Raw genomic sequence first — 20,367 nt, forward strand, 5'->3', positions numbered from 1 at the left:
ATGCGCGGCGATCCCGACGACCGGACGCCGGAACAGTTGCTTTCCTTTGGGGTAGTCAACCTCGACAAGCCGCCCGGCCCCTCCGCTCACCAAGTCGCTGGTTGGCTACGCGACCTCGCCGGCGTCAATCGGGCGGCCCACGCCGGTACCCTCGACCCGAAGGTGACCGGCTGTCTGCCGACCCTGCTGGGGGACGCCGTCCGGCTCGCACAGGTCTTCGACGACGCAATCAAAGAGTACGTCGCCGTTCTCGAACTCCATGGGCCGCCACCGGCCGATCTCGACTCGGTCGTCGCAGAGTTCGAGGGGGATATACACCAGAAGCCGCCACGGAAGAGCGCTGTCGTCCGCCAACTCCGCACCCGTAGGATACACGGTCTCGAGCTGTTGGAGGTGCAGGACAGGCAGGCACTGCTCCGGATTATCTGTGAGTCGGGCACGTACGTCCGAAAACTGTGTCATGACATCGGTCTCGCGGCTGGCACGGGTGCGCATATGGGTCACCTCCGGCGTACCGCGACGGGGACATTCAACGACACAACGCTCGCGAGCATACACGATGTCCACGACGCTGTCGTTGAGTGGCGCGAGCGGGGTGACGACGCACCGCTCCGAGCGGTGGTACAGCCGGCAGAGCGTGCACTGACGGACATTCCCCGGGTGCAAATAGCCGAAAGCGCCGCCAATCAGGTGGCCGAGGGTGCGCCGGTCTACGCACCAGGCGTACTTGCAGCTGAGACAGATGAGTTGGGCACACTCGTCGCCTGCTATACGCCAGACGGCGCCGCGGTGTGTCTGGGGACACTCGTCGGCGATCCTGCGGCTGACAGGGGATCCGTCGTTAATCTTGAGCGCGTGCTCGTGTAGCAAGGGAATTTTGCGGCCGCGCGCCGACTCCCGTCCGTGAGCGACACGCTAAAACTCGGCTCCGCGACAGCGGCCGTCGGCGACCGGGCGACCGGCTGGCTCCGCGCAACTGGCCTTCCAACCGGCGGCGAGGAGCGGCTCCCAGTCATTCTTTTTAATGGTGGCGAGGGACCGACCGCATGGGTGACTGCAACTGTCCACGGTGACGAGGTTGTGGGACTGGCCGTCGCGCAAGAGCTAGCAGGCCTCGACCCCGAGACAGTGACAGGACGACTCGTCGTAGTCCCAACACTCAACCCCGCGGGACTGCGCCGCCGCGAGCGTGTCTCCTATTATGACGACGAGGACCCGAACCGGAAGTTTCCCGACCCGTTCAGCGATCGGACGGCACCACTGTCCACGCAAGAGCGGGTCGCCGAACAGGTGTACGAGGCATTCACCGAAACGGTGCGCGCGGACCTTTTACTGGATCTGCACACAGCCGGTGCGGGCGCCGTTCCATTCACCATCCGCGACCGTGTGCTGTACGGCAAGACGCGTACCGAGGACGACGCTCGCTTGCTCGCGGGCGAGACGGCCGCGCTCGCCGACGCGGTCAATCTGCCGGTCGTCACAGAGTACCCTGCCGACCAGTACACTGACAGGACGCTTCATCGGTCGACGGCTGGCGCGGCGCTGAACGGCGCGGGCCTACCAGCACTCACGCTCGAGTTGGGCGAGGCGGACCACATCCGGCCAGACCACCGCGCGGCGGGCCTGGCGGCCGTCTGCCGCGGACTGGCCGCCGCCGACGTTCTTCGGGCAGTCCCAGACGGGGTTGCGGCAGCAGACCCCGGTGTGGATGCGCCTGTCGACTACCCGGTCCGGCGGTTCGAGGGACCGCGTGCGAAGGCGGCTGGCGTTGTCCGTCATCGTGTCGAACCAGGAGACCGGGTAGAGTCAGGCCAGCCCGTTGCGGCGGTAACGAGCCCTCACGGCGAAGTGATTGAGACAGTGACGAGCGACCGCGACGGGTACGTGCTCGCCCACCGCGAAGGGGCACTCGCGTACGAGAACCAGCCGGTCTGTAGCATGGCGGTGCGCGACGAAGGCGCCCTCGTCGCGCAGCGCGAGCAGTGACTATCCGGTCGGCTCGGCGTCCGCGACGGTGACCGTGCCCGTCAGTTGCTGGTACGGGTACGGCATCTCGATTTCCTCGGCGTCACACCGCTCTTTCACCGCCTGGACGTACTCCGAGCGAACGCGAACGAAATCAGAGCGATCCGGTTCGTCAATCCATACCCTCGATTTCAGCCCGACATAGGAGTCCGCCAGTTCCGTCAGCCGGACAGTCGCGGGCGGGTCGTCGAGAATCTCGTCGTGCCGGCCGGCCTCGTCGATGATAACCTCCTTCGCGTGGTCGAGGTCGTCATCGTAGCCGACACCAAATAGAAACTGAATTCGGAGTTTGTCCTTCGCAACCGGATTGGTGATGGCAGTGTTTGCAAGTTCGCTGTTCGGGACGGTAATGAGTTCGTTGTCGAAGGTGCGAACACGAGAGACTCGGAAGGAGATATCTTCAATAACCCCAACGTTGCCGTTCCACTCCACCCAGTCACCGATTTTGATTTCCCGGTCAGCGATGAGAAACGCTCCAGACACGAGATTGCCAAGCAGTGCCTGCGAGGCGAAGCCGATGGCGAGCGTGAGCGCAGCCGCGATGGTTGCAATAGAGGTGAGCAGGTTGCCGAAGCCGGCAACAGCGAAAGCGACGGCCAGTGCGACAAACGCGACACCGACGAGGGTAAGCTTCTGGGCCGGCTTCGCAAGGGTCTCCTCAACCCCGCGAGCGTCGAGTAGTCGCTGCACTGTCGGGCGCACGACTGCCTTACCGACGTAGTAGACGACCACCAAGACGATTAAGAATGTCACTGCGTCGGTAGCAAAATCGATAGCCTGAGGAATGAGCGAGTCATTGACGTACCGGACGATTCGGTCCCCGAGTCCCGCCTGCAACAATTGCATCGCCCCGTCCCACTCGGCGAATCGGTATAATTCCCGCGGCGCGGCCCGGCGAAACGACACGGTTAAAAGGAAATGTCCACTCGGTTTATCTACAGGGACCGTGGGGTAGTGGTATCCTCTGCGGATGGGGTCCGTAGGACCTGAGTTCGACTCTCAGCGGTCCCACTTCTCACAGCAGCGATCGCTGGCTACTCCTTCGCTCCAGGGTTCGTCACTGCGCCATTGGCTGCCGAACCGAACGCCTGGCCGTACTTCGCGAGCACGCCCGTCTCGTAGTTGGGCTCGGGTTGCTCCCAGTCGGCGAGCCGGTCGGCCAGCTCCTCGTCGGTGAGGTCCACTGCCATCCGACGGTTCTCAACGTCGATAGTGACGGTGTCCCCGTCCTCGAGTGCGGCGATGGGCCCACCGACAAACGCCTCGGGTGCAACGTGACCAATCATAGGCCCGCGGGTTGCCCCTGAGAAACGGCCGTCCGTAAGCAGCGCCACGTCATCCTCGTGGCCCGCGCCGACAACGGCCGCAGTAACGCCGAGCATCTCGCGCATCCCTGGACCGCCCTGTGGCCCCTCGTTGCGGATGGCAATGACATCACCCGACTCAACGTGACCCTCTTGAACGTATGCCATTGCCGCCTCCTCATCCTCGAAGACGCGCACCGGTCCCTCGTGGTACCACTTGTCCTCGCCGGTCACCTTCAGGACGGCGCCGTCCGGGGCAAGATTGCCGGTGAGAATCTTGATGGCTCCCTCCTCGTGGAACGGGTCGTCAACGGGCCGCAGAAACTCCTCATCGATAGCCGACTCTGGGGGGAGCTGCCCCTGTCGCTCTAGCTCATTGAGTTCCTCCCGGACGCTACGCCCCGTCACCGTCGCAGCGTCGCCGTGCATATAGCCGCCCTCGACGAGTCGGCGGACCACCACGGGCACTCCGCCGACCTCGTGGAGGTCATTCATCACGCGAGTGCCGCCGGGCTGGAGGTTGGCTATTTTGGGTGTACGCCGGCTGATCTCATCGAATTCTTCGATTGATAAGTCAATGTCTGCCTCGGCAGCGAGCGCCAGCAGATGAAGCACGGCGTTCGTCGACCCGCCCAGAGCCACCTGTACAGCGATAGCGTTCTCAAAGCTCTCCTTTGTGAGGATATCGGATGGCCGACGATCCAGATCGACGCACTCCAACACGAGTTCGCCCGCGCGCTCTGCAGTCTCGTAGCGGGCGTCGTCCTCGGCCGGCGGCGAGGCGGAGCCGAGCGGCGCCAGCCCAAGCGCCTCCGAGATAGAGGCCATCGTATTCGCCGTAAACATCCCGCCACACGAACCGGCACCCGGGCAGGCGTCGTGCTCGAGTTCGATGAGTTCCTCCTCGTTCATCTCGCCGGAGGCAACCGCGCCAACCCCCTCGAAGACATTCTGGATGGTCACCTCGCGGCCCTCATGCTCGCCGGGCATAATGGAGCCACCATAGAGGAACACCGAGGGAAGGTCCGTGCGAATGGCGGCCATCATCATCCCCGGGAGGTTCTTGTCACAGCCGGCGACGGTGACTAGGGCGTCCATCCGTTCACCGAACGAGACGAGTTCCACGGAGTCAGCGATAACCTCACGCGAGATGAGCGACGCCTTCATGCCTTCTGTCCCCATCGAGATGGCATCGGAGATGGTGACCGTACCGAACTCGATCGGCATCCCGCCGGCGCCGTCGACGCCCTCGATAGCGGCGGCGGCTACGTCGTCGAGGTGAACGTTACATGGCGTGATGTCCGCCGCAGGATTGGCCACGCCAACCATCGGACTGGAGAGATCTTCGTCGTCGAACCCCATCGCGCGAAACATCGAGCGGTGAGGGGCACGCTCCGGCCCCTCGGTTACCTCTCGGGACCGGAGATGTTCCGGCTTCTCCGGCGGTTCCGGCTCATCGTGCTCTGGCGGTTCCTGCTGGCTCATATTCGCGGGTCGTGCTCTGGGGGTATAAGTACTCCCGGTCGGACAGATGTTGCCCGCGGGTTACCGGCGAATGAACCGCGACAGTCGTTCGCGGAACGACCCCTCACCCAGCTTCAGATAGTAGGCGTCGCCACGGTCTTCGTAATAGTTGTCGACACGTCGGACCACCTCGAAGCCGATGCCGCGGTAGAACTCAAGAGCGTCCTCGTTGGTAGTGCGGGCATGACAGGTGACAGCGCTGTAGTCGTCTGCAACCTCGGCGACGAGCCGGCGGCCGTATCCCTCGCCACGGTGATCCGGCGAGACGGCCAGAAACAGGATGTAGCCGTCTCGACGCACGGACGCGAAGCCGACGAGCTGCTCCTCAAGTCCCCGCTCCACGAGCGCGTATGTCGTTGCGCGGGTATATGCGTCGGTAAAGAAGCCGCGCCGTTGGCGCAACACGCCCTCCTCGCGGCGGATACGTTCCTTCAGCGCCCACGCGTCCTCGACGAGGGCATCGTTCCCCCGGTCGATGACGCGGAGTTCCACCGTGGCACTCACTGGCGAACTGTACTCCCGGGCCGAGTATAACTCCAACGCTGTTGCCCGGAACGCTTTCGGGCCGCCGATGAGTTCGTACCGATATGTCGACGGGGGCCAACGACGAGGACAACCCGGTTGAGCGACCGGACAGTCTGCGTGAGGTCGTCCGACGATCGCTCATCACCGGCACCGCCGTCATTATCCCGCTGGCCGTGACGGTGCTCGTCATCACGTTTGCGCTCAACTTCGTCAACAACGCCCTCCAGCCCATCATCGTCGTCATCAGGCAGGGCCCTGTCGGTCCCGACCGATTCACCGATCCTGTGTTGAAGCTCATCACCCTCACTGTCTTTCTCGCGCTGGTGTTCCTGCTTGGCTTCGTCGCCGAGTTCTCCAAGCGAGGTACAAAGGCCGGCAAGCAGTTCGACGAACTGATGGCCTCAATCCCTGGCATTGGCTCCGTCTACACCTCTTTCGACGAGATGTCCGAGATAATGCTCGACTCCGATACGGATAGCTTCCAGGAGGTGAAGCTCGTTGAGTACCCCGGCGAGGGGTCGTACACGGTGGCGTTCAAGACCGCGTCGACGCCGTCAGTTATCGGGGAGGCGACAGAGCGTGATGATATGGTAACGCTGTTCATGCCGATGGCGCCCAACCCTGTGATGGGCGGGTTTGTTATCCACGTCTCACGGGATCGCATCGTTGACGTCGACCTGACCGTTGAGCAGGGAATTCGATCTATCGTTACCTCAGGAGTAGCCATCGGCGGTGACGACCCCGAGCTCCGCGGTCTCTCACCCGACGAGATGGAGACGCTCGGCCGCATCGAGCGGGTCGATCAGCAGACGGCGCCGTCGAAGCCGTCGGCATCTGTCCGCCGGAGTGATGTCGCAGACGACCGCATCGCAGAGTACGACGCCGCCGTCGACCCGGAGCATTCGGCGACGCCGGAGAAAATAGCTGATCGCCAGCGCGACGACGACCGCGACACCACGGATACCGTGCCCGCCGAAATGTCGGGGCGCAGCCCTGAAGACCGCGACACCACCGAGACTACCCCTGCGGAGGCCTCGGGCCGCGACACCGAGGACCGCGACGATACAACCACCACCCCCGCCGAGCGAACAGGCGAGGATGACTGAGATGGGAGAGCGCGAGGTTAGTCTCCGCGAGCATACCGCCGATGTCGCCATTGAGGCAACAGCACCGACGCTTGACGGCCTGTTCGCGGCCGCCGGCGACGGACTCACAGCCGCCATGAGCGAGTCGGTACCCCCTGTCGGGGAGCGTTTTCAACTGTCAGCAGCCGCCGAGTCCCTTGAGTCGCTTCTTTTCGAATATCTCGCTGAACTGATCTACCAGCGGGACGTCCGGGAAGTGCTTCCTTGTGACCACGAGACGACTGTTCGACCGCCCGATGAGGGGGTGGACCACGACTGGAGTGTCGACGCAAGCGCACGGGGAGTCCCATTTGGGAGTGTCAATGCCCGCGATGTGAAGGCAGTCACGTACTCAGAACTGTCCGTGGCAGAGACGGCCAGCGGCTGGCGGGCCTACGTTGTCCTCGATGTGTGAGCACCCCGATTTTTACCGCTCCGCGCGTACCACCATATATGTTGCCGGTCGCTCTCCCCGTGCCAGCCCACGTCGATTACGTGACCGGCGTCCCAGACCGGGCGATACCAGCCCTCAAGTACTTCATCAGCGTCGTCTCAGAGCCGGTCAACGCAGCATTGCTCTTGGCCGGGACCCTCGCAGTCGGTTGCGCGCTCGTTGCTGGGGCGTACGCTCGTAGACACGTCCCCGACCTGGCGGTGTTGGCAGAAACGCTCGCCGGCTACCGCGATTTGGTGCCATGGATGCTTCGGCTGTCGGTCGGTCTGCCGACGCTCGGAGCCGGCTTTGCGGGCTACTACTTCACTCCGGTCGTCTCTATCGGGGATGTAAGCGGCCTGCTGACGGCACTGTACCCCGCACCGCTTGATGTGCTGGTCGCTACGCCGGTCATCCGGCTGGCGTTCATCGGCGTCGGCTTCGCGTTGCTGACAGGCTTTCTTACCCGCGCAAGTGCCGTCCTCGGGCTGCTATTGTGGCTGACCGTTGCTCCCGTTGAGCCGGCACTGCTTCTGGCCGGCGAGTATCCATTTGTTTATACCGCTATCGTGCTCGTTGGCGGCGGCCGCCCGAGCGCCGACGAGATGTTCGCCCGCGTTGCCGAGACGCCCGGCACGGTTTACCGACGCATCAACCCACTTGGCGACCTGCCGTCGCGGGTCAATCGTCGGTTCGACCCTTACAAGCAGTTCGTCCCGACTGTGCTCCGAGTTGGACTCGGGGGATCGTTCGTCTTTCTCGGGCTTACCCAAAAGCTGCTGTCGCCAGCACGTGCCTTACTTGTCGTCGAAAAATACAATCTGAGTACGCTCCTCCCAGTCGATCCCGGGATGTGGGTGGTCGGCGCCGGGCTGACCGAAATCGGCGTCGGCCTCCTGCTGCTGGCAGGCCTGTACACCCGTGGGGCCGCCGCCGTCGCGTTCGTCGTGTTGACGACGACGCTGTTCGGCCTCCCGGACGACCCCGTGCTCGCGCACGTCTCGATGTTCGGGCTCTCGTCGGCGGTGTTCACGCTCGGGAGCGGCCCCTACTCGCTGGACAACGTCCTCGAGGCCGCCGTGGCGGCCGGCGGGGGCGAGGCGACGCCGAGCTAGCGAAAGCTATTCCGGCGGCCGCGGCGCACCTCCGCGCATGACGAGCGACACGTTCGAGGCGGGCGAGTTCACCCTCCACCGGCTCCGGGAATACGTCTGGGAGCTCCCGCAGGAGGGTGACATGCGGGTGCCCGGCCGCGTCCTCGCGAGCCGCGAGCTGCTCGAGCAGATCGCGGACGACCGGACGCTCGAGCAGCTCAGAAACACCACACACCTGCCGGGCGTCACCGACTACGCGCTGTGCATGCCCGACGGCCACCAGGGGTACGGGTTCCCGGTCGGGGGCGTCGCCGGCATCGACGCGGAGACAGGCTGTATCTCGCCGGGTGCGGTCGGCTACGACATCAACTGCCTTTCTGGAGAGACGGAGGTACAGCTCGGGTTCGGCAGGCGTCGGCCCATCGCCGAGCTCGCCGACCGGTTTGAGGACGAGCGCGCGACGGTGGCGACCGGCGACGAGCGGGTCGCCTCACCGATACGGCTGTTCACCGAATCGGAGCCGCGACAGGTGTACGAAGTCGAGACGGCCGGTGGCAACACCGTCCACGCGACCGAGGACCACCCGTTCGCGACCCCCGAGGGGATGGTCGAGCTCGGCGACCTCGGTCGAGGTGATACCGTGTACACGAGCGGGTTCGCCGGGCTTCCCGACGAGCAGCCCGAGGAGTTCGTGGTCCTCGACGAGTCGGATTTCGCCGACGAGAGCCCACAGCTCGTCGCATTCCTGAGACGGAACGACCTCCTCCCGCTGAAATCGACCGACGACGCGTTCGCGCGGCTGTTGAAGCTCGTCGGCTTCCACACCGGTGACGGCTCGTTCGCCGGGCCACAGACGTGGTTCTACGCGGAGCCGGAGGACCTCGAGCGCATTCGGGCGGACATCGGTGCGCTCGGCTTCACCCCGTCGGACGTGTACGAGCGCGAGCGCGACCACGAGGTCGACGACGCCGCGTTCACCCGGACCGAGTACAGCATCAAGGTGGGGGCGAAGGGGTTCAAGAAGCTCCTCGTGAAGCTCGGCGCGCCCGCCGGCCCCAAGGTCGAGTCGGCGTTCACCACGCCGGCGTACTTCGACCGGCTGGCCGACTGGCAGCGCGCGCTGTATCTGTCGGCGTTCTTCGGCGCGGAGATGAGCTCACCGGCAGCACAGACCGACACGAACCTCTACTGTCCGACCGTCTCACAGAACCGCCGGTCGGGCGTCGCCGGGGCGGGCGAGCAGTTCATGCGCGAGATAGCCGACGCGCTGGCGGACCTCGGCGTCGAGACGAACGCCGTCGAACGGTTCGAGGCAGCGTCTCGAGAGGGGACGGTCAGGGTTCGGGTCGGCATCAAGAACGACTCGGCGAACTTGATTCGCTTCTTCACCACCGTCGGCTACCGCTACAACCACGCGAAACAGCGGGAGGCGGCAGTCGCGTCGGAGTATCTCAAGCGGAAGGAGCAGGCGGTCGAGCGGCGCGAGCAGATTGCGGCGGAGGCGGTCGCGCTGGCCGACGGCGGGATGTCGGTCTCGGAGATAACCGACCGGTACGATATCAACGACCGGTTCATCGAACGGAGCGTCTGGAGCGGTCGGGAGCGGCGACCGCGTCCGCCTGCCGACTTTCCGTCGTACGATTCGTTTCGCGAAGAGACGACGGTTCGCGAGGACCTCACCGTCGGGACCGAAATCGTCGACATCACCCCGGCCGGCGAAAAGCGGGTGTACGACATCGGGGTGACACACGACGCACACACCTTCCTCGCGGACGGGTTCGTCGTCTCGAACTGCGGCGTCCGGATGGTGCGGACGAACCTCGACTACGACGACCTGCGCGGCCGCGAGGAGGAGCTCGTCAACGCGCTGTTCGAGGCAGTTCCGACGGGACTCGGCGGCGGCGGGGTCGTCGACGGCGACCGTGCCACGGTGGAGGCGGTGCTGGAGCGGGGCGTCGACTGGGCGCTGGAGGCGGGCTACGCCGTCAAGGCCGACCTCGCCCACTGCGAGGACGAGGGGCGCCGCCCAGAGGCGGATGCCGATGCCGTCTCTAAGAAGGCGAAGGACCGTGGCATGAACCAACTCGGGAGTCTCGGCTCTGGCAACCACTTCCTTGAGGTTCAGCGTGTCACCGACGTGTTCGATCCTGCGACGGCTGACGCCTACGGACTCTCGGAAGAGCAGGTGGTCGTACTCATCCACTGCGGCTCCCGTGGGTTAGGCCACCAGACGTGCAACGACTATCTGCGGGATATCGAGCGGGAGCATGAAGACCTGCTCGCAAAGCTGCCAGACCGGGAACTCGCGGCGGCGCCCGCCGGCTCGCGGCTCGCGAAGCAGTACTACGCTGCGATGTGTGCCTGTATCAACTTCGCGTGGGTAAACCGTCAACTCATCACCCACCAGACCCGACAGGTATTCGCCGACGTGTTCGACCGGTCGTGGGAGTCGATGGAGATGGAGTTGCTATACGATGTCGCGCACAACATCGCCAAACGCGAGAAGCACGAGACAAGCGCCGGCGAGCGGGAGCTGTTTGTCCACCGAAAGGGGGCAACGCGAGCGTTCCCGGCCGGCCGCCCAGAAGTCCCCTCGGCCTATCGGTCGACGGGCCAGCCAGTCATCATCCCCGGTTCGATGGGCGCGGGGTCGTACGTGCTGTCGGGTGGCAAACGGTCGCTCTCCGAGACGTTCGGGTCAACAGCCCACGGCGCCGGTCGGTTGATGAGCCGGACACAGGCGAAAGATGAGTTCTGGGGCGGCGATGTCCAGGCAGACCTGCGGGGTCAGAAAGTGTACGTGAAGGCCTCCTCGGGAGCAACCATCGCCGAGGAGGCGCCGGGCGTCTACAAAGACGTCGACGAAGTGGTCCGGGTGTCGGATGCACTTGGAATCGGCGATAAGGTAGCCCGGACGTTCCCTATTTGCAATATCAAGGGGTGAGACGGCACGGCTCCAAGTCGAGAGTTCCGCGCGAACGCGAGGCTACTGCTGACGTGGTGCGCGCGCCTCTCGCACACCGTTGCCGTCACGCATCTTGTCCTCGCAGTGGGGGCAGACCCGCACACTGTCGAGTTCGTCGGGGGCAAACACCTTCACATACTGCTCTGAGACGTAGGACTCACAGTTGAGACAACTAGCCATACTGGGGGTTTGAGCACCGAGGTAAGTACGTTCTGGATTATGGGCGTCGCGTGAGGCGGTTTCACGGGAGTGTGTGACGGGGACTACTGGCGCAGAAACTCGAAGTTGGCGTCGACAGAGCGGCCCGGCGGCTCTCTGCGATTCCCCTCATCGAAAGCGACAAACGAGAGGTAGTACGGCTCGCCGCATCCTTCCCCGTCCGTCTCGGCGGCGCCACAGACGAGTTCGACGCCGTCGGCCCGTTCCTGTGGGTCCGTCTCGCCGTCGAGTTCATAGGCAGGGACATATTCCCAGCCGTTCAGCGGGTCGGGCGTGACACACCGATCCGCGAGGTAGGGGTCCCGCTCAAGCCGTGCGACCGCCTCGCAGCGTGGACAGTGGTAGCTGACGGTGACCATACCGACTATACGCACTCGGTGGGCTTGAGCAGCCGGGTCGGCTACCCAGAAGGACTTTGCCCGCGCCCGGCCTCGGTTCCGACATGATAGACGAGACGGTCGCGGAAATTGAGCGGATGGGGACTCACTCCTCCTCGGTCGTCGCGGTGAAGGCGGCCGAGGCACTCCGCGAACTGTTCGACCGCGAGTACCCGACCGTCGCGGAGTATGTGCGAGACCTAGAACGGAACTCCAACGCGCTACGGCGTGCGAACCCCTCACACGCGTCGCTGCACACAACTCAGCGAGAAATCGTCGAGACGGTCGAGGCTGCAGACGCTCCAGACGTGTCGGAAGCGAAAAAGCGGACAGACGAGGTCATTGACCGCGTGGTCGAGACAGTCCAGACAGGGAAACAGCAGGCTGCCGAGCGGGCTGCCGAGACGTTCGAGGATGGCGAGACGGTGCTCACACACGACTACTCCTCTACATTGCTGGAAGCTATCGAGTTGGCTGCTCGTGATGGTACCCACCTCGACGTCTACGTAACAGAGGCACGCCCGCGGTACCTTGGCCGAAAGGCAGCCCGTACGCTTGCGGGTATCGACCGTGTGGAGCCACACCTGTTGGTGGACGCTGCCGCCGGCGAGGTGCTCGACGACTGCGACCGGGTCGTCTTGGGGATGACCTGCATCGTTGAGGACACTTACTACAACCGCGTGGGGACGTTCCCTATCGCAGCGACAGCTGCACAACTGGCGGTCCCAGTATCGGTCGTCGGGTCGTCGTCGAAAATCATCGAGTCAGGAGGGTTCAGCTTCGAGAACGAACATCGCTCACCGACGGAAGTGATGCGAGAGCCGGCAGAGGGATTCGAGATTCATAACCCCGCGTACGACGCAACACCGATTCACCTCGTAGACGAGGTCGTCACCGACGAGACGACCCGCCGGCAGTAATTACGCCAGCGCGCCGAACACTGGCTGAGCGACAACGACGGTACCGCAGTCCGGACAAACAACATGGTAACCGTCCGTCCCTTCGCGGACAAGCCAGTCACCGGTCATCGGACTCTCGTGGCCACACTCCTGACAGAACAGGGCCATTTTCTCCGACTCCTGCGTGTCGTCTTCCGGGGGGTCCGCGCGTGGTCGCTCGCTCATACACAGTGTTGGTGCTACACGAATAAAGGCCTGACCGCAGTCGCGTCAACACACCCCACGGCTCACATGTACATCCGGTCGTCAGCAGCAGGCTCCTCTCGGTTCACCCGCTCGGCGAGTTCCGCGTAGTGACGGGCCAGTTCGTCGGCAAACGCCCGAAGCGGATCTGTGTCGACCGCGATGTTGTGGACGGCTGCAAACCCGTCGAGCAGCCGAAGCGCCGCCTCGGCATCGGGGGACTGTGCGTGGACAGGCGTCGTGAACACGCACGTGTCGACATCGTGGTCCATCCCCGCGGCCGTCACCGCGCCGGTGACGCCGTCGAGGAACCCACCCAGCATCGGGGCCACCTCTGAAAGATCGTGTCTCGTCTGGTACCCTTCGGAGGCGATGTAGAATGCCCGATGATCGTCTGGGCCGTGCGCGACAGGCACTCCGGAGAGGAACACCACCTCCTCGAGGTCAGCTTCGTCGGCCCACCCGACGACCGCCTGGCCGAACGACTCGGCGCCGGCCGGCGGCACGGGCAGTTCTCCCAAGAGGGCGGCCGGCCCGCCGTCACCAGCGAACAGCCGGGTGTGTCGGCGGGGCGTTCCCCCCTCAAACGGGGCAAAGGGTAGCGACACCGCTCGCGGCGACGTGGCCCGCCGGCGCGAACTCAAGCTTGTCGACGAGGTAGTCCGCGGCCGTCAGGCCTGCAAGCCCGTACTCAGCGATGCCACAGACAAGAGTGTCGGCATTAGGCGTCTCGGCGCGAAGCTCAAATGACGGGGTCGAAGTCATGTAGGCTCCACGAGACCCGAACCCATAGACCTCCTGGCGGCCGGTGGGGAGAAACCCTTTTTCGGAACGGGGGTCTCCCACAGGTATGACGCTACAGGACGGAACCCCGGCCGGCGGCGGGACTGGACTCGCGCTGCCGGAGTTCCTGTCCTTCGTTCCTCCAACGCTGTTTCGTGGGGTGGTCGCCGTTGTCGTCCTACTTGTCGCCTACTACCTCTCGAAGTTGACCCGGCGCGTGTTGGGTCGGCGTGTGGCCCGTCGGTTTCGCCGTCAGAGCGTTACCCAGACCGTACTGCGGACCATCCAGACGCTCGTCATCCTGCTGGGGGCGTTCATCGGACTGGGGGTGCTCGGTATCCGATTGGGCGACCTGACCATCTCGTTATCAGTGTTCTCCGCCGTGCTCGGTATCGTGCTCGCGCCGCTTGTGGGAAGTCTCATCAACGGCGTGTTCATTCTAACCGAGCAGCCCTACGAAATCGGCGATATGATACATCTGCCTGAGCAGAACACCTACGGCTTCGTTGAGGACATTACTCTCCGGTACACCAAGGTGTTCACGCTGGACAACACCTTTCTGGTTGTGCCGAACGGAGCAATGCGCGACCGCGACGTGGTCAACTTTTCAGCAGAAGATTCCCGTACTCGGCTCTCTTTAGACCTGCTGGTCACCTACGAGTCTGACATTGAGGAGGCGCGCCGGCTCATTGAGCGGGCGGCCCGACAGGTCGACCGGGTCATTGAGGGCGGGCCAGACATTCGCATCGGCGGTGCCCGCTACCCTGCCGCACCTACCTGCTACATCGACGCATATGCCGACCACGGTGTGAACCTCCGACTCCGCTACTGGGCCGAGGAGCCGTACAAACTGTTGACGCTCCGCTCGCGGGTGCAGACGAACGTCGGAGAGGCGCTCGTCAACGCCGACGTGGAGTTTGCGTACCCCCACTCACATCTTGTCTTTGACGACACCAGCGGCGAACTCCAAGTGAACGCCCGCCACCGCGGTCCCGATGAGCCGCGCCCGGACGAACGGGCGACCAAGCGTCGCCGCGAGGACACTTAGTCAACGGTGACGACCTTTGCATCGAGTTCCTCCCGCAGGAATGCGTCGATATCGGGGTCATCGACGAGCGAGCGAATCATCCGGCGCCACCGACCGGCTTGCTTGCGACCGATGACGACGTAGTCGGCCTCCTCGGCAACCACTTCCTCAAGGATGGTTTCCTCGACAAGAAAGCCCGACCGGACGACGTAGCGGGCCCGGTCCAGCCGGCCAAACACCCGCTCGACCGCGCGTTTGAGCCCCGCGCGGCTTACGCGGTCGTCCGTCTGGTAGAGATTCACGTGGAGCACCGACAGGTCGGCGTCGTGCTGCTCCGCGAGCTCGATGGCTTCACGGAGCGTGCGCTGCGAGTGCTCCGAGAGCGGGTATCGAACGGGGACGACCACCAGCGTCATACGGGCCGGTATACGTCCGACGGGGAGTGTCTTTCCGTTCGGCTCAATTCAGCTAAACCCATTTTATTCGCCCCTCCACCTGTGGGTCGATGCTCAACTCACGGGCGTACGCCTCAAGCACGCGGTACTGCACCTCAAGCCGGTCGACACGGTGATGTTCGTCAAGAGCGGGAAATTCGTCATCGGAGTGAAGCAGATAGTCCGACAGTGCTACCCGGTAGGTCCGGTCCGGGCGAATCGGCTCGCCGCCCACCGTCGCCTCACGGAGGTCGCCGGCTGCCCGGTCGTAGACGAGTGTTGCGCCGGAGACATGCGCATGCCACCAGTCCGGCTCGCCGAAACCGAGCCGCGACCCCTCGCCTTGGGCGAACGCGCGCCGGAGGGTCGCGCCGGACACCTCTGCGACGGCCAGCGGCTCTTCAAATGGGACGAGAGAGATTAGATCGCCGACGGTCACCTCGTCGGTGAGCGGCGGTCCAGACCGAATACCCCCGGCGTTCTGGAGACCGACATCCGCGTCGGCGTACCATCGGTACGCGTCAGCGACAAAGTTGCCCACCCGCGACTCGCCGCCGAAACAGGCCGCCTCTGTCCGCTCGATAGGCTCTTCGACGGTCGCCACGCGATCGTCCACGCCTGCCGCAGCCATCCGATCTGCCATGGCGTCCCGGATGGACTCGTTAAGTGGGCCCTCGACAACGATGTGGCGAGTCACTTCGCGGGCCGGTAGGTCGATCTCGAACAGAATCTCACCGTTTGCGCCAGGGCGAGTGAGCAAGGTGTCCCCAAGCCGCTCGACGGTCTCCGCGTGGTTATGGCCACCGAGCACGACGTCTACATCGACAGCCGTGGCTAACTGCTCGTCGCCCCGGCCGAGATGAGATAGACAGACAATGTAGTCGACATCCTGCTCGCGGAGAGCCTCGACAGCTGCTTCGGCGGCGACGATTGGATCGCTGAAAGAGACATCACCCGTCGCGGGGTTGATGCTCGCCGTCTTAGGGGTGACGACACCGAAGACGCCTACGCGGGCGCCACCGGCTTCGAAGACGCGCCACGGATGGACATCGTGGTCTCGGCCGAACGGAGCGCCGTCACGGCGGACGTTTGCACACAACCACGGCTGTGGGGCGCGATCGACCAGTTCGAGCGCGCGGTCTGGCCCGTAGTCGAAGTCGTGGTTACCGAACGTGTCTGCGTCCGGTTCGACAGCCGCAAAAAAGTCGAGCGCCTGTTCGCCACGGGTTACGAGCGGGAGCACGCCGGGAGATGTGTTGTCGCCGGTGCCGAACACGAGCGTATCGGCGTCCCGGCGCGCTCGGACGGTGCCGGCCAGCCGTCCGATACGGTCGGGGGCGTCATAGGCGTTTTCGACGTCCGAGTAATGGAGGAGACGGAGGGTCATACCACGGGGAGGCGGGGAGCGTGAAAAACGGCTTCGGCTTGCGCCGAAGGGTTAATCTGGACAAGCACGGAACGGTTCCCATGCACGATACAGGCGGGCTCGAGCCACGGGAAGCCCCGGACGGCCGACGGCTCTATGTCGCCCACGATGAGGCCGAGCGGGGCTCGCTGGCGCCCTTCTATGCCGTCTTCCTTGACGAGGACCGCGAGCGCCGCTGGGGCTACATCTGTGACAACTGCGACTCACTCTCGAACGCGATGGGCTCGATGGGCCGCCTCCAATGTAATGACTGCGAGAACTTTAAACGTCCTGACGAGAGGGACGCAGCACACGAGTGACCAGTGCCAACAGTTAACATGGTCCACGACAACCTCCAAATGAATGGCAGCAGCCACGACTCGGCTCGCGGCGCGGGCCGCATCGATATTCCGTGACCTCGGCTACGAGGTGGAAGAACACGGTGAGGAACTGCGTGCCACTCGGAAGTGGCGCACCGTTCACGTGACGACACAGTCGCCATCAGAGGCGCCTGATGTTGGCCGCCTCCGCTGTTTTGTCGTGGAGCGAGAACGAGCACGCGCGGTCCGCGACCGGCTTCGCGCAGGCGAGTTCCCCTACGACTGGGCAGTCGTCGCCGTCAACGACGACGGCTACGATGTGCTCCACCCCGACGCGGGGACGCTCGCGGCCCCTGGCGAGGGGTAGCTTTTCGACCCCGGGCCGTTACCCGACGGTATGTTCGCCCAGTCGACGCCGGTGCCGCTATCCGGCGACCTCACTGCCATCGTGGAATTCGCGCTCAGGGAGTTCGTCGCAAGCTTCGTCGCCGCGCTGCCACGCATCATCGCAGGCGTCACCTTCCTCATCGTCGCTGGCTTAGTGGTAAAGCTCGTCATGACAGCGGTTCGATACGGCCTCGACCGAACGTTCGCGGGCGAGTCGCCTGTGTACCGCCAGTTCATCTCGACGGTGGTGTTCGTCTTTCTCGCCTTCGGCGTTGTACTGTCATTCCTTTCGGTGGTAGGGCTCGACGGCATCGCAGCGTCACTCGGCACTGCAACTGGGTTCGTCGCACTGGGCGTTTCCTATGCCGTCTCGGGGATGCTCGCCGATGCCGTCGCAGGTGTCTACTTACTCCGTGACCCCGATTTCAATCCCGGAGACACCGTCGATATCGGTGGCGCCGTCGGCCGGGTGAAGGCCATCGAACTCCGGAAGACCCGTTTTGATGTGGACGGCGACACCGTCGTGCGGGGTAACGCGGAGATCGAAAAGAAGTGGACCCAAAAGAGTGCGCCGGATGAGTCGGCAGAGCCAGGAGAATCAAAGAAATCCAGCTGAGCGGGGTGTTAGCATGTCCGCCGGACGAGTTATGCCCGACGGCGCGCAACGGCGGGTATGTTCGTCGGCCACGGTCTGCTTGCGTTCGCGCTGGCGGCTGGCCTCGCTCACGCACGCGGGGTGGCACGCGAGCGGGCGCTGACATTAGGACTACTGGCCGGCGCCTTCGGGCTCGCGCCGGACGTCGACGTCGCGTACGCGCTTGTCGGTCTCGTCGGCAGCGACAGCCTGCTGGAGGCTGCAGGAGGCTTCTGGGCGGCCAGTGCCCGCGTTCACCGGGTCGTTACCCACTCGTTTGTCGTCGGTAGCGTCGCTGCGCTGGCCGCGGGTGGGCTCGCCGCAGCAGAACGGCGAGCGCAGCTCGCTGGCGGGTTGCTTCTGTGTGGGCTGGCTATCGTTGCGGCTGTTGTCTCAGGGGCACTCGGCGGGGCCGTTACCGCGCTGTTCGTACTCACGGTCGCTGCGCTGGCGACGGTCGGCAGGCTGGTCGGCATCGGGCCGGCGGGTGTGGCCACGACGGCCGCACTCGGCCTGCTGTCGCACCCTCCCGGTGACCTACTCACTGGCGAGCCGCCCGCGTTTCTCTATCCCTTCGATATCACTCTCGTTGCGGCCCGCCCGACGGTGTCAGTCGACCCGACGCTGAACCTGCTTGCGCCTCTATTCCTCGAGTTGTCGACATTCTGGATTGCACTTATCATCTACCTGTGGGCGACCGGCGCGTTCGCGCGATCGGGGTGGGCCACGGCCGTGGGGCGGCGGCTCCAGCTACGGGCCGCACTCGGGATCGGCTTCGCCGGCTTCGCAGCCGTCGCACCTGCACCCACGCTGGACGTCTCCTACCACTTCGTTTTCCCGCTGTTGGGCATCGGCTTCGCCGCGGCCGCTCCGGTGCCCGCAGTGGAGGCGTCGTCGCTGGTCGACCTTCGCCGACAGGCGACGACGCTCGCGGTGACTGGGCTCACGGCCGTCACGCTGGCGGCCGTCGCTTACACCGCCGCCTACCTCGTCGCAGGATGAGCCCGGGAGCTAATGTCAAGCCGTCCCGACGAACTGGTATGAGTGAGACCGGACTCGGTACCGTCCTGCAGGATGCGCGGACGAACGCGGCCGCCGCGTGGCTGCTGATTGCGTTCTTGCTCGTCGTCGCGGGTGCAAACGCGGTGACGGTTGACCCATTGTGGGCTGGATTCGCGGTCGTCGTCGCCGCGCTCGCGCTCGTGCTGCCGGTCGTCTATCGCAACCCGCTGGCGATGCTCCCGTGGGAGGTGCTGTTTGTGGCGGCGCTGCCGCTTGTGGCGCGTGTACTCGTTGAGTTCGCACCGCTACAGAGCGACGTGATTACGTACATTGCGGTGGCGGCTGTCGCGCTTGTTGTCGCTGTCGAACTCCATCTGCTCACGCCGGTCGAGATGAGCTACCGGTTCGCCGTCGCGTTCGTCATCATCGCGACGATGGCCGCAGCCGGACTATGGGCCGTCGTCCGCTATGCCTCAGACATCCTACTCGGGACGACTCTTCTCCTACCGCCCGGCGGGACGGCCGCCTCGGAGGCGGCGCTGGCCGCCGCGGAGCACCAACTTATGATTGAATTCGTCGCCTCATTCATTGCGGGTATCGGCGCAGGGGCGCTGTTTGAGGGATACTTCCGACGGCTCGGCCGCGATGATGAGTTGCTTGCGGCCATTGAGCAGGAGGTGTAGACGTGAAGCTTCGCGCGCGGCTCGGTATCAGCCAGCCGCGCCAGCGGCAGCTTGTCCGCGGGATGGAACTCGGGTTGGTCGGTATTTTCCTTATCGGCCTGTGGAATGGGAGCACTGGCGTGGTTGTCAACAGTGCGGTCGGTATCCTGGTCACGCGGCTGCCGGGCGTACTGGAGCGGGACTATGGCATCCCGATGGACGCTGGACTCACGCTATGGATGACCGCGGCGGTGTTCCTCCACGCGTTCGGCACTATCGGGCTTCCAGGAATGGAGGGGAGCTTTTACCGGAATACATGGTGGTGGGACCACATGACGCACGCGCTCTCGGCTAGTGTCGTCGCTGCCGCTGGCTACTCGGTGGCGCGAGCCGTTGACGTCCACAACGACCGTGTTCGGCTTCCTTCCCGGTTCATGTTCGTGTTCATCCTGCTGGTGACGCTCGCGTTTGGCGTCTTCTGGGAGGTCATTGAGTTCACCATCGGCGAGGCAGCCGCGCTCGCGGGCACGGGCTCAGTCCTCACCCAGTACGGATTGGGCGACACGCTGCTGGATTTGGTGTTCGACTCGGTGGGTGCCGTCGTTGTCGCAGTATGGGGTACTGCCCACCTGTCGGACGTGGTTGGCGCGCTCGCCGACCGGCTTGACCGTCCTGACGACGGCGAGCGGAAGCCGACTGGTGGGACGGCCGGCGAGACAGCGGGCGGCGAGCCGGACAGCCGGGAGTAGCTTTACCAGCCGGCCGACCGAACGCGCTCATATGGTATTCAAGAAGATAACGCTGATTGGCCAGAGCCCCGAGAGCTTTGACCACGCTGTCGACGACGCACTAGACCGTGCAGATGAGACGCTGGACAACGTGAAATGGGTCGAGGTTGAGGAGTTCGGCGTCGAGGTGGCCTCGGTGGAAGGCCGCGAGTACCAAGCGGAAGTCGAGGTAGCGTTCGAACTAGAGTAGTGG

The 20,367-nt window shown here is 64.5% G+C and carries 25 protein-coding genes, 1 tRNA gene and 1 pseudogene; 17 read left to right on the forward strand and 10 right to left on the reverse strand.

The genetic code is table 11. The annotated features are described in order from the left end of the window. On the forward strand, positions 1 to 867 hold the full coding sequence (locus ABEJ63_RS04735) for an RNA-guided pseudouridylation complex pseudouridine synthase subunit Cbf5 (RefSeq protein ID WP_375795203.1): 867 nt from the start codon (positions 1 to 3) through the stop codon (positions 865 to 867). 36 nt (positions 868 to 903) lie between these two features. Further along, a complete protein-coding gene (locus tag ABEJ63_RS04740; RefSeq protein ID WP_375795204.1) occupies positions 904 to 1,986 on the forward strand; it encodes a succinylglutamate desuccinylase/aspartoacylase family protein in 1,083 nt (360 codons plus the stop codon). On the opposite strand, the gene ABEJ63_RS04745 is transcribed toward ABEJ63_RS04740, so the two are convergent. Then, complete coding sequence (locus tag ABEJ63_RS04745) at positions 1,987 to 2,871, reverse strand: mechanosensitive ion channel family protein (RefSeq protein WP_375795205.1); 885 nt, start codon at positions 2,869 to 2,871, stop codon at positions 1,987 to 1,989. A 94-nt stretch (positions 2,872 to 2,965) separates the two neighbouring features. Between ABEJ63_RS04745 and ABEJ63_RS04750 the strand changes: the two genes are divergently transcribed. Next, a tRNA-Pro gene (locus ABEJ63_RS04750) sits at positions 2,966 to 3,036 on the forward strand. A 23-nt stretch (positions 3,037 to 3,059) separates the two neighbouring features. Here ABEJ63_RS04750 and ilvD read toward each other — a convergent pair. Together ilvD and ABEJ63_RS04760 are read right to left on the reverse strand one after the other, a co-directional pair. Continuing rightward, positions 3,060 to 4,814 carry a dihydroxy-acid dehydratase gene (gene ilvD / locus ABEJ63_RS04755; RefSeq protein WP_375795206.1) on the reverse strand — a complete coding sequence of 585 codons (1,755 nt, stop codon included), beginning with the start codon at positions 4,812 to 4,814 and terminating at the stop codon, positions 3,060 to 3,062. Positions 4,815 to 4,874: 60 nt separating this feature from the next. Next, entirely contained in the window at positions 4,875 to 5,357 is a 483-nt protein-coding gene (locus tag ABEJ63_RS04760; protein ID WP_375795207.1) for a GNAT family N-acetyltransferase, read from the reverse strand. Positions 5,358 to 5,440: 83 nt separating this feature from the next. Between ABEJ63_RS04760 and ABEJ63_RS04765 the strand changes: the two genes are divergently transcribed. The 5 genes and pseudogenes from ABEJ63_RS04765 (at position 5,441) to ABEJ63_RS04785 (ending at position 10,973) form a co-directional block, all read left to right on the forward strand. Then, the gene (locus tag ABEJ63_RS04765; RefSeq protein ID WP_375795208.1) at positions 5,441 to 6,484 is read left to right on the forward strand and encodes a DUF502 domain-containing protein; all 1,044 of its coding nucleotides are present in this window, start codon (positions 5,441 to 5,443) and stop codon (positions 6,482 to 6,484) included. Next, entirely contained in the window at positions 6,477 to 6,917 is a 441-nt protein-coding gene (locus tag ABEJ63_RS04770; protein ID WP_375795209.1) for an archease, read from the forward strand. The genes ABEJ63_RS04765 and ABEJ63_RS04770 overlap by 8 nt, the downstream gene beginning before the upstream one ends. 38 nt (positions 6,918 to 6,955) lie before the next feature. Further along, on the forward strand, positions 6,956 to 8,050 hold the full coding sequence (locus ABEJ63_RS04775; RefSeq protein ID WP_375795210.1) for a DoxX family protein: 1,095 nt from the start codon (positions 6,956 to 6,958) through the stop codon (positions 8,048 to 8,050). A 37-nt stretch (positions 8,051 to 8,087) separates the two neighbouring features. Beyond that, a pseudogene (locus ABEJ63_RS04780) lies at positions 8,088 to 8,612 on the forward strand (RtcB family protein); the annotation flags it as partial. 942 nt (positions 8,613 to 9,554) lie between these two features. Further along, entirely contained in the window at positions 9,555 to 10,973 is a 1,419-nt protein-coding gene (locus tag ABEJ63_RS04785) for an RtcB family protein (protein ID WP_375795380.1), read from the forward strand. A gap of 42 nt (positions 10,974 to 11,015) precedes the next feature. Here ABEJ63_RS04785 and ABEJ63_RS04790 read toward each other — a convergent pair whose 3' ends face one another. Both ABEJ63_RS04790 and ABEJ63_RS04795 read right to left on the reverse strand, forming a co-directional pair. Continuing rightward, complete coding sequence (locus tag ABEJ63_RS04790) at positions 11,016 to 11,174, reverse strand: hypothetical protein (protein ID WP_375795211.1); 159 nt, start codon at positions 11,172 to 11,174, stop codon at positions 11,016 to 11,018. Between the two features lie 83 nt (positions 11,175 to 11,257). Continuing rightward, positions 11,258 to 11,572 (reverse strand): hypothetical protein, encoded by a 315-nt coding sequence (locus ABEJ63_RS04795; protein WP_375795212.1) that lies wholly within the window; start codon positions 11,570 to 11,572, stop codon positions 11,258 to 11,260. A gap of 83 nt (positions 11,573 to 11,655) precedes the next feature. Here ABEJ63_RS04795 and ABEJ63_RS04800 point away from each other — a divergent pair, with 83 nt between their 5' ends. Next, positions 11,656 to 12,510 carry a translation initiation factor eIF-2B gene (locus tag ABEJ63_RS04800; RefSeq protein WP_375795213.1) on the forward strand — a complete coding sequence of 285 codons (855 nt, stop codon included), beginning with the start codon at positions 11,656 to 11,658 and terminating at the stop codon, positions 12,508 to 12,510. Here the strand turns inward: ABEJ63_RS04800 and ABEJ63_RS04805 are convergent, their stop codons facing one another. From ABEJ63_RS04805 to ABEJ63_RS04815, 3 genes are all read right to left on the reverse strand, one after another. After that, positions 12,511 to 12,714, reverse strand: a complete 204-nt coding sequence (locus tag ABEJ63_RS04805; RefSeq protein ID WP_375795214.1) for a hypothetical protein — start codon at positions 12,712 to 12,714, stop codon at positions 12,511 to 12,513. It abuts the gene before it with no gap. A gap of 62 nt (positions 12,715 to 12,776) precedes the next feature. After that, positions 12,777 to 13,340, reverse strand: coding sequence for a proteasome assembly chaperone family protein (locus ABEJ63_RS04810; protein WP_375795215.1), 564 nt, complete (start codon positions 13,338 to 13,340; stop codon positions 12,777 to 12,779). Then, positions 13,315 to 13,497 carry a hypothetical protein gene (locus ABEJ63_RS04815; RefSeq protein WP_375795216.1) on the reverse strand — a complete coding sequence of 61 codons (183 nt, stop codon included), beginning with the start codon at positions 13,495 to 13,497 and terminating at the stop codon, positions 13,315 to 13,317. Before ABEJ63_RS04815 ends, ABEJ63_RS04810 begins: the two co-directional genes overlap by 26 nt. Before the next feature lie 85 nt (positions 13,498 to 13,582). Between ABEJ63_RS04815 and ABEJ63_RS04820 the strand changes: the two genes are divergently transcribed. Continuing rightward, a complete protein-coding gene (locus tag ABEJ63_RS04820; protein ID WP_375795217.1) occupies positions 13,583 to 14,563 on the forward strand; it encodes a mechanosensitive ion channel family protein in 981 nt (326 codons plus the stop codon). Here ABEJ63_RS04820 and ABEJ63_RS04825 read toward each other — a convergent pair. Both ABEJ63_RS04825 and ABEJ63_RS04830 read right to left on the reverse strand, forming a co-directional pair. Beyond that, a complete protein-coding gene (locus ABEJ63_RS04825; protein WP_375795218.1) occupies positions 14,560 to 14,958 on the reverse strand; it encodes a universal stress protein in 399 nt (132 codons plus the stop codon). The two genes, ABEJ63_RS04820 and ABEJ63_RS04825, sit on opposite strands and share 4 nt — an antisense overlap. A gap of 52 nt (positions 14,959 to 15,010) precedes the next feature. Further along, complete coding sequence (locus tag ABEJ63_RS04830; protein WP_375795219.1) at positions 15,011 to 16,363, reverse strand: bifunctional metallophosphatase/5'-nucleotidase; 1,353 nt, start codon at positions 16,361 to 16,363, stop codon at positions 15,011 to 15,013. Between the two features lie 80 nt (positions 16,364 to 16,443). On the opposite strand from ABEJ63_RS04830, the gene ABEJ63_RS04835 reads away from it, so the two are divergent. Genes ABEJ63_RS04835 through ABEJ63_RS04865 form a run of 7 tightly spaced genes read left to right on the forward strand, consistent with a single transcriptional unit; the run spans position 16,444 to position 20,364 of the window. Further along, a complete protein-coding gene (locus ABEJ63_RS04835) occupies positions 16,444 to 16,701 on the forward strand; it encodes a DUF5816 domain-containing protein (protein ID WP_375795220.1) in 258 nt (85 codons plus the stop codon). Between the two features lie 43 nt (positions 16,702 to 16,744). Next, complete coding sequence (locus tag ABEJ63_RS04840; RefSeq protein ID WP_375795221.1) at positions 16,745 to 17,068, forward strand: hypothetical protein; 324 nt, start codon at positions 16,745 to 16,747, stop codon at positions 17,066 to 17,068. Between the two features lie 30 nt (positions 17,069 to 17,098). Further along, the gene (locus ABEJ63_RS04845) at positions 17,099 to 17,704 is read left to right on the forward strand and encodes a mechanosensitive ion channel domain-containing protein (RefSeq protein ID WP_375795222.1); all 606 of its coding nucleotides are present in this window, start codon (positions 17,099 to 17,101) and stop codon (positions 17,702 to 17,704) included. A 57-nt stretch (positions 17,705 to 17,761) separates the two neighbouring features. Further along, complete coding sequence (locus ABEJ63_RS04850; protein WP_375795223.1) at positions 17,762 to 18,724, forward strand: metal-dependent hydrolase; 963 nt, start codon at positions 17,762 to 17,764, stop codon at positions 18,722 to 18,724. Between the two features lie 38 nt (positions 18,725 to 18,762). Further along, positions 18,763 to 19,407 (forward strand): hypothetical protein, encoded by a 645-nt coding sequence (locus ABEJ63_RS04855; protein WP_375795224.1) that lies wholly within the window; start codon positions 18,763 to 18,765, stop codon positions 19,405 to 19,407. A 2-nt stretch (positions 19,408 to 19,409) separates the two neighbouring features. After that, complete coding sequence (locus ABEJ63_RS04860; RefSeq protein ID WP_375795225.1) at positions 19,410 to 20,135, forward strand: hypothetical protein; 726 nt, start codon at positions 19,410 to 19,412, stop codon at positions 20,133 to 20,135. A 31-nt stretch (positions 20,136 to 20,166) separates the two neighbouring features. After that, entirely contained in the window at positions 20,167 to 20,364 is a 198-nt protein-coding gene (locus ABEJ63_RS04865) for a dodecin (RefSeq protein ID WP_375795226.1), read from the forward strand. Positions 20,365 to 20,367 lie beyond the last annotated feature (3 nt).

It is taken from the genome of Halosegnis sp., from assembly GCF_042216475.1.
Lineage (GTDB): Archaea > Halobacteriota > Halobacteria > Halobacteriales > Haloarculaceae > Halosegnis.